This is a genomic window from Streptomyces sp. 2114.4, from assembly GCF_900187385.1.
In the GTDB taxonomy this organism is placed as follows: domain Bacteria; phylum Actinomycetota; class Actinomycetes; order Streptomycetales; family Streptomycetaceae; genus Streptomyces; species Streptomyces mooreae.
In genome coordinates this window covers 2,225,799-2,238,476 of the sequence record NZ_FYEY01000001.1, presented here as the reverse complement: position 1 = coordinate 2,238,476, position 12,678 = coordinate 2,225,799, and the positions used below count along the sequence as shown (strand labels likewise).

At 71.3% G+C, this 12,678-nt stretch carries 11 protein-coding genes; 7 read left to right on the top strand and 4 right to left on the bottom strand.

From position 1 onward, the window contains the following. The first annotated feature begins 171 nt into the window (after window positions 1–171). The 7 genes from CFW40_RS37950 to CFW40_RS09680 all read left to right on the top strand — a co-directional run bounded on the left by CFW40_RS37950 (window position 172) and on the right by CFW40_RS09680 (window position 7,548). Window positions 172–2,520: an iron-containing redox enzyme family protein gene (locus CFW40_RS37950; RefSeq protein ID WP_256331533.1), complete on the top strand. Its 2,349-nt coding sequence runs from the start codon at window positions 172–174 to the stop codon at window positions 2,518–2,520. After that, entirely contained in the window at window positions 2,517–3,134 is a 618-nt protein-coding gene (locus CFW40_RS09700) for a LysE family translocator (RefSeq protein WP_088797406.1), read from the top strand. Before CFW40_RS37950 ends, CFW40_RS09700 begins: the two co-directional genes overlap by 4 nt. Beyond that, window positions 3,134–3,883, top strand: coding sequence for a YggS family pyridoxal phosphate-dependent enzyme (locus CFW40_RS09695; protein ID WP_088797405.1), 750 nt, complete (start codon window positions 3,134–3,136; stop codon window positions 3,881–3,883). Before CFW40_RS09700 ends, CFW40_RS09695 begins: the two co-directional genes overlap by 1 nt. After that, complete coding sequence (locus CFW40_RS09690) at window positions 3,876–5,708, top strand: carbamoyltransferase (protein WP_088797404.1); 1,833 nt, start codon at window positions 3,876–3,878, stop codon at window positions 5,706–5,708. Before CFW40_RS09695 ends, CFW40_RS09690 begins: the two co-directional genes overlap by 8 nt. A gap of 28 nt (window positions 5,709–5,736) precedes the next feature. Further along, window positions 5,737–5,901: a hypothetical protein gene (locus tag CFW40_RS37025; protein ID WP_176956536.1), complete on the top strand. Its 165-nt coding sequence runs from the start codon at window positions 5,737–5,739 to the stop codon at window positions 5,899–5,901. 87 nt (window positions 5,902–5,988) lie between these two features. After that, complete coding sequence (locus tag CFW40_RS09685; protein WP_088797403.1) at window positions 5,989–6,438, top strand: hypothetical protein; 450 nt, start codon at window positions 5,989–5,991, stop codon at window positions 6,436–6,438. A 378-nt stretch (window positions 6,439–6,816) separates the two neighbouring features. Beyond that, on the top strand, window positions 6,817–7,548 hold the full coding sequence (locus tag CFW40_RS09680; RefSeq protein WP_088797402.1) for a helix-turn-helix transcriptional regulator: 732 nt from the start codon (window positions 6,817–6,819) through the stop codon (window positions 7,546–7,548). An 81-nt stretch (window positions 7,549–7,629) separates the two neighbouring features. Here the strand turns inward: CFW40_RS09680 and CFW40_RS09675 are convergent, their stop codons facing one another. From CFW40_RS09675 to CFW40_RS09660, 4 genes are all read right to left on the bottom strand, one after another. Continuing rightward, window positions 7,630–8,607, bottom strand: a complete 978-nt coding sequence (locus tag CFW40_RS09675; protein WP_088797401.1) for a squalene/phytoene synthase family protein — start codon at window positions 8,605–8,607, stop codon at window positions 7,630–7,632. A gap of 227 nt (window positions 8,608–8,834) precedes the next feature. Then, window positions 8,835–10,166: an NAD(P)/FAD-dependent oxidoreductase gene (locus CFW40_RS09670; protein WP_088797400.1), complete on the bottom strand. Its 1,332-nt coding sequence runs from the start codon at window positions 10,164–10,166 to the stop codon at window positions 8,835–8,837. Window positions 10,167–10,380: 214 nt separating this feature from the next. Then, a complete protein-coding gene (locus CFW40_RS09665; protein WP_088797399.1) occupies window positions 10,381–11,724 on the bottom strand; it encodes an MAB_1171c family putative transporter in 1,344 nt (447 codons plus the stop codon). Further along, on the bottom strand, window positions 11,717–12,295 hold the full coding sequence (locus tag CFW40_RS09660; protein WP_088797398.1) for a hypothetical protein: 579 nt from the start codon (window positions 12,293–12,295) through the stop codon (window positions 11,717–11,719). The genes CFW40_RS09665 and CFW40_RS09660 overlap by 8 nt, the downstream gene beginning before the upstream one ends. Window positions 12,296–12,678 lie beyond the last annotated feature (383 nt).

The window sequence follows — 12,678 nt, the reverse complement described above, 5'->3', positions numbered from 1 at the left end:
GGACCCCCGCATCGCACCCGCCACTCCTGAAGGGAACCTCCCATGGCACTGCTGCGTAAAGTGCTCGGCTTCTTCCAGCGCAAGCGCAAGACCAAGTCCAAGGACGACGCCTCCATCTACCCGATGTTCTGACACCCCGGACCCGGAACCGGAACCACAGGAGGAGCGTCGATGCAACGCCAGCAGGCGGCGGCCGGCACCGCAGGCCGCCGGCCCCGGGCTGTCGCGGAGGAGTGCCGCACGCTGTACGTAGAGGCCGCGGACCCGGAGGGGTTCCCCCCGAGGGTGGCGCTTCCCGACGAGTACTCCCGTGCGCTGACGGCATCCGCGCGGACCCTGGAGGACTGGGAGCGCCGGGCCGGCGCATGGTCGGCCCGGGCCGGCGACGACTACCGGGCGCTGGCGGCCCGCGCCGCCGACCAGGAGTCGCGTGATGCCCTGGTCCGTCGGGCGGCCCTCGGCGCGGCCCCGCTCGCGCTGGTCTCGGGCGCCTGGCTGCAGTGGCTGAGCAGTCCCGGCAACGGCGACAGCGAGCTGACGATGCGTACGCTCGCGCTCTACGCCCAGGACCTGGGCGCCGGGCATCCCGGCGCCGACCGGGGCAGCGCGTACCGGGCCCTGCTGCACCACCTGCGGCTCGCGGAGCACGCCGCACCCGCCACCCGGCTGACCCAGGACCCGCAGGTGTCGGACCTGGCCTTCGCCCTGCCCGGCCCGCTCCTGGCCATGAGCCGACGGCCCGACGAACACCGCGCGGAGCTGGTGGGTGCCGATCTGTGCCTGCGGGCGGTCGGGCTGCTCCCGCCCCTTGCCCTGGTGCGTGCACTCCTCCCGGCGGCGGCCGACTGGGCCGCCCTGGACCCCGGGGCCGCCCGCCGGGCGGATACGCCGACCGGCCTCGCGCTCGCCCGTGCTGCCGCCGCCGCGCTCCCGGCCAAGAGCCCGGATGCGCCGGGGCTGATCGCGGGATTCCGCTGGGCCCTGGACATGCTGCAGCGGTGGAGCAGCGGCCTGTACGAGGAGGTGTCGGCGGCCCTGGACCCGGCACATGACATGGCGGAGCTGCTGAGGCTCAGGGCCCGCGAAGCGGCCCTGTACCACCAGGAGTTCAAGGTCGAGGGCCGTCCGCTCGGCGACTGGTTCGCCGAGGCCCGTACCGCACCCCACGGGCTGCTCCGGGCACTCGCGGCCAGCCGGCTCGTCAGGCCGGGGAGCCCCGAGCGCAGCCCTCTGCTGCGCGGCCTGATCTCCGAGAACGGTCCGATGTTCCGGATCTTCTCCCCTGCGGACGAGGCCGTGATCCGGCGCTGGATCCGCTCGCTGCCCACGGCCGTGGTTGCGGCTGCGGACCGCGACGGACAGGCGACGGGCGCGGACGCGGACGTCCCGGTCACGACCACGGACACGGCGACGGACAGGGACACCGTCACGGTCACGAACACGGCCATGGACACGGACACAGCCATGGACACCGTCACGGCCATGGACACCGTCACGGTCACCGCGACCGTGACGGACCCGGACCCGGCCCCGGCCACCACGCGGCCCCTCCCCGCCCCGGCGGGCGCAGGAGCCCCGGCCGCGCGGCGCGACCGGGCCCCCGGCACCCTGCGCGAGGCGTACCACCTCCTGCTCAGCCGCGGTGACACACCCGCGCTGCGCCGGTACGCCACGGGGTACGTACACGGCTGGCTGGCGCGCTCCCGCGTGGACTGGGACACGGCCGGGCATCTGCCCCCGGACCACTGGGATCCGCGGGGACTGCGCCCGTGGCTCCAGGAACAGCACGACCGGCACGGCCGGGAATTCGAGCAGGGCGCGGACGCACCCGTGCCCGCCAAGGAGGCGCTGGTCGACGCCACCGTGCAGCTCGCGCCCCTGACCCTGATAGACGGCAGCTGGCTGCAGGGCTTCACGGACTACGGCCATGCCTCCTCGGACGTCGGCCATCTGCTGTTCTCCACCTACTGGGACGAACTCGGCAACGGGGACCTCGGCCTCAACCACCCCCTGATCTACCGCGAGGTGCTGCGGGAGATGGGCGTCGAACTGCCGCCCACCGCCTCCCGCGAGTTCGCGCAGTGGCCGGGGTTCCGCGAGGAGTCGTTCGAGCTGCCGGTGTACTGGCTGTGCATCGGCCGGCTGCCACGCACCTTCCTGCCGGAGGTGCTGGGGCTGAACGTGGCGATGGAGCTGTCCGGCGTCGGCGGCGGCTACCGGCGTGCCCGCATCGGCCTGGAGGCGTACGGGTTCAGCACCCGTTTCGTCGACATCCACAACACCATCGACAACGTCGCCACGGGTCACTCCGCCTGGGCGGCCGACGCGGTGGACGCCTATATGGCCACCGTGCCCTCCGTGCTGGGTCCGGGGTGCGAACCGGGGATCTGGGAGCGCGTCAGAACGGGCTACCGGTCGTTGAACCCCCCGGGCGGACGGCGCGCCAGAAGGGCCGCCCGGCATGCCATGCGCGTATATGAGAACAAACGGCCCTACAGAAACAAGGGAGAGGTTCATTGAGTCACGTCCTGGCCTTCATCGCCATCGCCCTGGTGGTGAATCTGACACCGGGGCCGGCGATGCTCCACTGCGTCGCGAGCAGCGTCAGCAGGGGGCCGCGGGCCGGTATCAGGGCAGCTCTGGGCGTGGAACTCGGGGTCTTCGTCTACGTCGTGGCGACCGTGACCGGGCTCGCCGCGCTCCTGGTCTCGGCCCCGACCGCCTACACCGCGGTGCAGCTCATCGGTATCTGCTTCCTGGCCTACATGGCCTGGACGAGCATTCCCCGCGGCAAGCAGGGCGACGGGGAGGACGACGTCACCCAGCGGGGTTCCGGTGGCCGCCCGTTCGTCAAGGGCTTCCTGCTCAATGTGTCCAATCCGAAGATCGCCTTGTTCTTCCTGACCATCCTTCCCCAACTGGTGCCCTCCGGAGCGAGTTCCTGGCAGCTCCTCGCCTTCGGCCTGGGCTTCAACCTCTCCGGATTCACCGTCAACACCCTGGCGGGCCTGCTCGGCCACCAGCTCGCCCCGGTCACCGACCGGCTCGGCCCCGTGCGCAACGTCCTGCCCTGGATTCCTCCCGCGGTGTTCCTCGCCCTCACCGCGGCCGCGCTGTGGAGTGTGATCACGTGATGCGAGAACGGCTGGCGGCCCTGCGGGCCCGAATAGATGCCGCGGCCACGGCCGCGGGCCGGCGCCCCGAGACGGTGGAATTGCTCGCCGTCTCCAAGGGACACCCGGCCTCCGCGATCCGCGAGGCCCACGCCCTCGGCCTGAACCGTTTCGGCGAGAGCTATGCCGGCGAGGCCCTGCCCAAGACGGCCGAACTCCGTGGCTCGGGTGTCCAATGGGTGTACCTGGGACCGATCCAGAGCAACAAGACCAGACTCCTGGCGGAGAATTTCTCCTGGGTGCTCGGGCTCTGCTCGCTGAAGGCGGCCCGACGGCTCGACGCGCAGCGCCCCGACGACCTGCCGCCGCTCCAGGTGTGCGTCCAGGTCAACGCCGACGGCGATCCTGCCAAGGCAGGCCTCGCCCCGGATCAGCTCGATCCGTTCCTGGAGTCGCTCCAGGACCTGAAGCGCCTGACCGTCCGCGGCCTGATGACCATTCCCCGCAAGGCGGTGCCCGCCGCCCCCGTGACCGGCCCGCCCGCCTTCGAGGTACTGGCCGAACTGTTCGCCAAGCAGGTCGCGGCCGGGCACCGGTGGGACACCCTCTCCATGGGGATGAGCGGTGACTTCGAGGCGGCGATCGCCGCCGGATCGACCCAGGTGAGGCTGGGGACCGCACTGTTCGGCCCCCGGCCCGCCAAGCCCGGCACAGGCACCGACACAGGCACCGGCACCGGCACCCCAGGAGTGGACGCTCACCATGACTGACCTCGTTCTGGGTATCTCCGCCTACTACCACGACAGTGCGGCAGCCCTCGTCGACGGCACGGCCATCGTCGCCGCCGCGCAGGAGGAGCGCTTCACCCGTCGGCGCCACGACCCGTCCTTCCCGGCCCACGCGGTGTCGTACTGCCTGGCCGAGGCGGGCGCGACACTGCGGGACGTCAGCGCAGTGGCGTACTACGAGGATCCGGCGCTCAAGTTCCGCCGCGTGATGGCCTCGTACGCCGGGGCCGCGCCGTTCGGCTTCCGCTCGTTCCGGGACACCCTGCCGGAGTGGCTGCGCTGGAAACGGCGGGCCGAACAGACCGTCCGGCGGGAGCTGGCGGCACTCGGGCTGGGGGCGGTGCCGGACATCATCTGCCGCCGCCACCACGAGTCCCACGCGGCCTCCGCGTTCTTCCCGAGCCCCTACGAGTCCGCGGCCGTGCTCTGCATCGACGGGGTGGGGGAGTGGGCGACCACCTCGCTCTGGCACGGACGCGCGGACCGGCTCGCGCCACTGGCCGAGCTGCGCTTCCCGCATTCACTCGGCATGCTGTACTCCGCGTTCACCTACTTCTGCGGATTCAAGGTGGACTCCGGGGAGTACAAGCTCATGGGGCTGGCGCCCTACGGCACGCCCCGTTACGCGGACCTGATCCGCGAACGGCTGATCGATCTCAAATCCGACGGCTCCTTCCACCTGGACATGCGCTACTTCGCGTACCTGCGGGGTCAGGTGATGACCGGCCGTCGCTTCGAGGAGCTGTTCGGCGGGCCGCGCCGTCGTCCCGAAAGCCCCCTGACGGAGCGCGAGTTCGACCTGGCGGCCTCCGTGCAGCAGGTGACCGAGGAAGCGGTCCTGCGCCTGGCCAGGACCGCGCAGCGGCGGACCGGAGAGACCCGGCTGTGCCTGGCGGGCGGGGTGGCGCTCAACTGCGTTGCCAACGGCCGGGTGATCCGCGAGGAGATCTTCGACGGGGTGTGGGTGCAGCCGGCGGCCGGTGACGCGGGCGGCGCCCTGGGCGCGGCGCTCGCCGTCGCGATGGAGGGCGGCGCCGAGCGCACCCACCTCGGGAGCGGCGGGGACGCCATGTCCGGTGCCCTGCTGGGCCCCGCCTACGGGGACGAGGAGATCCAGGCGTACCTGGACGGCGCCGGTGTGCCGTACACCCGGTTCCAGGCGGACGCGCTCGCGGCCAGGGCGGCGGCGGAGCTGGCGCGGGGCAAGGTGGTCGGCTGGTTCCAGGACCGGATGGAGTTCGGGCCGCGCGCTCTGGGCGCCCGGTCGATCCTGGGCGACCCCCGCGACACCGAGATGCAGTCCGCGATGAACCAGAAGATCAAATTCCGGGAGTCCTTCCGCCCCTTCGCGCCGGCCGTCCTCGACACCGACGCCGAGGACTACTTCGAACTCAAGCAGGAGAGCCCCTACATGCTGGTGGTCGCGGACGTGGCCGCCGCCCAGCGGCTGCCCGCCGAGGACTCGGGCGCCCGCGGACTGGAGCGGCTGAAGGTCCACCGCTCGACCATTCCGGCCGTCACCCACGTGGACATGTCGGCCCGCGTCCAGACCGTGAGCCAGGAGGCCAACCCGGCGTTCCACCGCCTGCTGACCGCCTTCAAGGCCGAAACCGGCTGCCCGGTCCTGGTGAACACCTCCTTCAACGTGCGGGGAGAACCCATCGTCCGCTCGCCCGAAGAGGCCTACCGGTGCTTCATGCGCACCCGGATCGACGTCCTCGTCCTCGGCAGCTTCCTGCTGCTCAAAGAGGACCAGCCGGCCTGGAGCGAGGACGGCGACTGGCGTGACGAGATCCCCCTCGACTGACCCTCCACCGGACCAAGGAGAACCGTCCATGACCATGAGGAACCTCGCACTCCTCCTGCTCTACTGTCTGGTCGTCGTCCCCGCGGGCATCGTGGCGGGCCTGGGCCGCGACCCCCTTCGCCGCGGCATCGACCGCACCGCCGCGACCTACTGGATCGACGCCGGGGGAGCGCGCACAAGCACGAAGGGATGAGGGGCGGGCCCGTACGGCCCACCGGACCCGGCACGCATGGCGGCCCCCTCGCCATTAAGATCGCTTACTCATTCGCGAGGGGGAAGCATGCGCAAGCTCATCATTGGCACGGCTCTGGTCCTGACCACGTCTCTGCTGACGGGATGCGGCAGCAACGGCAAGCCTGCGCCGGCCGGCAAATCCGCGCACGTGCAGGCCGACGCGGGCGGCAAGCCGGGAGCGGACAGCGGAAGCGGCGAGGTCAAGCACAAGGTCACGCTCGAAGTCCTCGGCACCGGCACGTCGAAGGTCTACTACAGCCTCGACACCAACAAGATGGTGACGGTGCCGCTGCCCTGGAAGAAGACCTCAACCATCGCCCTGACCACCGACGCCGAGAAGAGGACCGGCATCGGGGTGAACGTCGTTCCCGGCTCCGTGCCCGCCTCCGACGGCACGCTCCGCCCGGCGGCCTGCGTCATCACCGTCGACGGGAAGAAGGTCTCGGACAACAAGGGGGGCAAGTCCGACAAGATGTGCAAGTACACGGTGAAGTGAGGCCGGCCGGTCAGCCGCTGCGTGTGGGGGAGATGTCAGGCGGTTGTGGCGCCGGGCTCTCCCCTGTGGAGCCCGGCACCACCGCTCGGAAGGCGGCAGTTGCGAGGCACGGAAACCGTGCGATCGGTCCCCACGTGCACGGTGAATCCAGGTTGCACAGCGGCACCGCCCTGGCGAGGATCCTTCAACAACAACGCGTTGTCAACAATCGTTTAATCCGGGGGCGCGGGTTGCGGGCTTCCGGGCCGCCGAGCGGTCGTACCCGACACAATTGTGGTGCCGTTCATGGCGTACGGTGCTGACGACCGTTAATCTCGGAGCGGCTGCGAGTGCGCCGCCGCCCCCGCCAGTCCACCGACCAGGAGACCGCCCCTCGCCATGGATGCCTCCCACGCGCACCCGGCGGATGGTCTCCCCACCGTCGTCGCAGCGATTGACGAACTCCTCCGGGACCTGGGCCTGGGACGCGACGTCATCGATATCGACCACCTCTCGCACCGGACGGGCATCACGGTCCCCCGCGTCCAGGCGTTGCTCGACGACACCGGCCAGGAGTCCGGGAACGTGCAGGACTCGTTCCAGGACCGCCTCGTCTTCCTGCGGGACACCCGTCGCAAGCCCGACGGGAAGAGGTACACCCTCGACGAGATCGGTGCGGGGGCCGGCATCTCCCACGGTCAGGTCGGCTACCTCCTGAACGGGAAGCGGAAGAGCCCCGGGCTGGACGTCACCCGGAAGCTGGAGAAGTTCTTCGGCGTCGAGCCCGGCTTCTTCACCGCCACCGAACGGCAGGCGCTGTACCGGGCCCTGCAGTCGACGCACGAGCAGCTGACCCATCTCGCGCTGCTCCGGGGCAAGGGCATCGACCGGCTGGCGATGCGCAGCGGCACCAGCGGTGACAGCAAAATCGACCGGGAGCTCCGGGAGGCGCTTTCCGAGGCCTTGAGCCGGCCGGAGCGCGAGGATCCCGAAGTGCGGGAGCTGACGGACCGTATGCGCTCCCTGCCCACCAGAAGCAGGAGGCGGGTCTTTCCGCTGATCCAGGGGCTGTTGGGGCTGGCGCGGCCCGAGAGTGACGACGGCCCGCCGCCCGGCCGGCGCGGCACCTGAACGGCTGCGAAACGCGTGCACCCGCGGTACCTGAACGGCACGTGAACCCCGCGGTCTGCGTGGTCTTCGAGGCGGTGGGGTTCAGCTCCTGCCGACCGCGTCCGGCGCGGTGTTGCCGGCTGCCGGAGCCGCGTCGCGACGGCGGCGCGCTGCCACGTACTCCCGGCCCAGAAGCCGGAGCGCCGCGGCCACATCCGGCCGGGCGGGCCCGTCGAGCAGTGCGGTCCCCTTCCTCGCCACTGCCCGCAGGGTCAGGCCCTGGATGCTGATCAGGGCGCGGACGAACGGCCGGCTTCGGGCGTGCACCAGCTTCACGAGCCCGTAGGACGCGGTCAGCCCCGTACGGATCTGCCGGGCCTGGTCGCCGACCAGTCCCCGGAAGCCCTCGGGGGCGCTGCCCTTGCGGGGCGGGCCGGTGCGCGTCAGGTCGGCGCGGGTCAGGCCGTGCCGGGCGAGGAGTTCTTCCGGGAGGCCCAGCCGCCCGTTGCCCAGGTCCTCGGCGAGGTCGTTCAGGAAGTCGAGACGCTGACTCGCCTCGATGAAGCTCCGGCAGCCGGCCAGGTACGCGTCCGCGGGTGCCCCCGCGTCGAGCAGGCCGGCGATGAGCATGAAGGCGGGCAGCGAATAGCCGTCGATGTAGTGCTGGAAGTCGCTCTCCGAGGCAAAACCCTGCGTCCGTACCTCCAGGGGCGCGCCGGCGAGGAAGTCTTCGACGTACTGCCGGAGCCGGGGATGCCTGGTGAGGGTGTCAAGAAGCGTCCGCAGCACGGGTTCGTCGGCGTCGCCGCTCTTGAGGGCGGCGTGCACCCTGCCCTCCCAGTCGGCGAGCGCGGCGATCCGCTCGTCGGCCGGCCCTTGGTCGATGAGGTTGTCGCTGTGGTGCATGAACGCGGTCGCGGCGATGACGTCGGGCACGAGCTCGGCGGGAAGGAGCAGGCGCACGGCGGTGTACTCGGCGCGGGCGTACCCGGCCACCAGCCGGCGCTGCTCGCTGTAGTCGCGACGCAGCGAGGGGTCCGTGATCCCGGCCCGGTCGAGCGTCTTCGGCCACGTGGCCATCGTCAGCTCTCCTCCATGTTGGCGGTGCACTTCACCTTAGGTGATCGCGGTTGCGGGGCCTGACGGGCCTGACCTGATCCGTCCCGGTACCGCCGGCCGCGCCGGGTGGTGTGCCGCCCACCTGAACGTGACGGCAAGACGCCCCGGCCGAAAGGGGGTTGACGCTTCCGGCCGGGGCGCCCTACGGGGGAGAGGCGGCGGTGTGCGGAGGGAGGTGCGGACGGGCCTCAGCGGGCAGTGGCCAGGACCCGTGCCGTTCGGGCCAGCACGCGGGGGTGGGTCAGCGCTTTCGGATGCCGGCGCATGTGTACGACGTCCATGAACGCCTGGTTGACGCCGGAGTCGAGGACGGACGCTGCCGCGATCTTGTCGCCGGCCCAGCGGGCGAACCGGTAGCCACGGGGGTACGGGCCCTGCACATGAGGCTGGGCGAGGTCCGCGGTCGCCGACACCTGCCAGGCCGCATCGACCACGACGGCGGCCCGCCGGAAGTACTCCCAGGCCGGATCGTGCGGAGGCGACCCGGCGCGCAGATACGCCGACAGGCACGAGGCCTGCAGCGCGGCAAGGGTGAGACCCTGCCCGTAGATCGGGTTGACCGAGGCAACGGAGTCTCCCACCGCCACCAGCCCGCCCGGGAACCGCCGCAGCCGGGTGAAGTCGCGGCGGCGGCTCTCCTGGAAGGCGAAGGTCCGGACGTCGCCGAGCAGGGTGCACCGGTCCGCCACCTCGTGCAGCGGGGAGACGCAGCGCCGCATCCGGGCCAGGAAATCGGCCGGATCTCGCCCCGGGCGGTGATCCGTGTAGCCGGCCAGAACCACCATCCAGCGGTTGTCCTCCACCGCCACCACCGCCCCCGGTTCGCTGAGCGTGGGCTGGTATCCACTGGCAGGGCCCGGGGAGGCGTGGGCGACGACCGTGGAAGGGAGTTCGTCCCCGCGGCGGAAGACGGCCGTGGCGTAGCCGAGGTCGATCCTCATCCGGTGCAGCGGGGCGTGGTCCCACCCGCCGCGGAGCAGCCAGGTGCCGAGGCGGCTGGACCGCCCCATGGCGTCGACCACCAGGTCGGCGTCGAGTTCGTCCGGCCGGCCGGCGTGCGGTGACGTGGCCTCAGCGGTCGAGTACCGCACGCCGCGGACCCGGCCGGCGCTGAAGCGCAGATCCTCGGCGCGCCCCTGCACGACACGGACATTCGGCAGGGCCGTGACCCGCCGGCGGACCCGGCTTTCGATGAACGGCCGGCTGGCGCCCAGCATCCGGAGGTCGGGAACCGGCGCCTTGAGTGCTCCGTCGACGTAGAACTGCACCTCCGGGCCGGTCCCCCAGCGTGCCCCGCCCGCGACGAGTTCCCCGGTGATGCCCGGGAACCAGCGTTCGAGGTGGGCGTGCCCCATGGACAGCAGCGCATGCAGTTGTTGCCGGTGCGGAGCGCCGCGCCCGGTGCCGTCTTCCTCCAGGTCGTCCGCTTCGAGGATGACGACGTCGTCGGCATGGTCGCTCAGCACGCGAGCGGCGTACAGGCCGGCGATGCTCCCGCCCAGGACCACAGCTCGTTTCATAAGTCCCCCCAGGTGATTCGGTGGTGCCCCGCGGCACGGGGCGCCGGGCATGGTCAGGCGCCCGGGGCCGGCACGGGAGCGATCAATTCTGCCGCAGCCGTCCGGCGGGTCAGGCGGGCGGCGGGGCAGGCGTCCGGCAGGTCAGGCCGGGCGCGGGCGGGCGCGGGGCTCCCTCCCCGGCATGCCGGGGCCGCGCCGGGCAGGGGAGACACCCCTACGGCCGCTCGGATACCCCGGTCGCCTCAGATACTTCGGACACTTCGGTCACCTCCGCCGCCTCGGACACGTCGCTCCCGGACCGCTGTACGCGCACCGCCCGCAACGCCGTGGCGACCAGCGGGGCGGTGAGCGCCTGGGCGACGCGCAACAGCCGTTGGCGTTCGTCGGAGGCGGGGGTGTCCTCGCCGGGCAGCGCCACCGGCGGGCCCCCGGGCACCTGGGGGCGCCCGGGACGGCCCCGCAGCGCCGCTTCGCGCCGGGCGGCCTGCAGGCGCTGGGCCGCGTCCCGCAGGGCAGCGGCCGTGGCGGCCGCCTCCAGGTCCCGCTCCGAGAGGCGGCGGGCATCCGTCTTCCCCCGGGACGGCTCGTGCTCGTACGCGGCGTATACGGCGGCCGCGGGCAGCGGCGACACCCAGGGACGCAGCGCGCGCATCCCGTCCAGGATCTCGATCACGCGGCGGTGCAGATTGAAGCCGACGTTCCATGCCAGGCGATGGCTGCGGGCGCTGTCCACGCTGAAGGCGAGGTCTTCGTCGACCCCTTCGACGACGAGATCCCACAGCGGCTGCAGGGCCTTGATGTCACGCCGTTCGCGCAGCCATGCGCCCACCGCGGCTCCCGAGAGGCCGTAGCTGGTGATCAGGGCGCCGATCGAGCCGAAGGTGGAGCCGAGCACCCCCACCGTGTCCAGGGTGTGGTTGCCCAGGGCGGCCAGCGTGATGGCGGGGGCGCAGCACACCACATAGCCGAAGACGAACAGCATGGCGATGCCGAAGGAGCGCAGTGCGCGCTGGAATCGGGGGTCGTCGAGCTTCACCATGCGGCACTGCCGGTAGGTGCTCAGGGTTCCGCAGGCCAGCGTGGCGAGGAAGACCGCCAGGAACACTTGGATCAGCGGCTCACTCGCGAAGTTGGTGTTGAATTTCAGGGGGTCCGTCGGGCCGGACAGGTCGGCGGAACAGAACGCCACGATCATGACGGCCGGCGCCGCGACGTACGCCGCGGACCACAGCGTGACCCTGCGGCGCAGCACCGCGGGACGCTGCCGCAACCGGGGATCCCACAGCATCGTGAGCAGATGGAGGAGGGAGAAGCAGGTCAGGATGCCGATGTAGACGGGAAGGGTGGCGAAGCTGGGGACGCCGGTGAGTTCGCCCAGCCACCGGTACCCCATCGGAGCGGCCATGGTGAACACCAGGCCGGACGTCACGAAGTTCACCGTGATCAGGGACAGCGTGGGGGTGGGATCGCGCAGCAGCGCCAGGCACTTCCACCCGGCGATCACGAAGTCGAGGAGCGCGATGGCCAGGTAGACGACGTTCGACGTGCTCTCAGACACCGGACCTCCGGTGGGAGAGCGCCGAGGAGAGGAAGCCGTTGGTGTGCTGATCGCGCCGCAGTTCGAGGTGGCGCTGAAGCATCACGGTGGCGAACGCCTCGGCCCGTCGTTCATGGGCGCTGTCGTAGTGCGACCGGTTCAGGACCTGCAGCACCGGGCCCGTCTTCAGGCCGGGGAGGAGCTGCCGCACGGTTTCCTCGGTCATGAGCTGGTCGGCAGAGCCGTCGTCGGCCGGATGCTCCTCCCACAGGTGGAACAGCTCGTGGAGGCTGGCGTGCAGGCGGGTCAGTTCGTTCGCGGTGGAATCGACCACGATGAAGTCACGGTCCTTGCCGCGGGCGCAGAATCCGGACACCTGCTGAGGAAGCGGCACTTCAGTGATCGTGATCGGCTTGTTGCGCCGCACGGCCACCGCGTCGACGAGGCCCTGCATGTCCCGTACACCCGACAGCCGGAGATCGCGGTGGACGAGACGGGTGACGGACCAGGTGGCGAAGAAGACCGCCGACTGCTCTCGGAGCGAGGTCCACGGGGAGCTGGGAGGCCGGTGCTGAGGGGGCTGCGGCAGCACTGCTCGCTGCGCTGGACCATGACGGCGGGGCCACCACATGAACGGATACTCCTACGGCTGTTGCTGCGCTCGGGGGGAAGAGGGGACGGGAGGAGAGGGGACGGTACGGGGCGGGGGAAGACGTCGGGCTCGGCGGGTGTCGGACGGTCGGGGGCGGTGCGGTCTCAGCCAGAGTGACTGTAGGGCTACCGAGGGATACCGCACGGCATGTTTCCGGCGGGACGAGACGGAGGAAGGCCTTCTTTGGCCAAAGACGGGGCAGGTCCGGACACGGTCCACCCTTCCCGCGGGGGCTCGGAGGGCGCCCCCTTGCCTGCCGGAACGCCCGCACCGCCCCGCAATTCGCTGCATGTCCAACCCATTTCGACTGGCGAGAGTGTAGT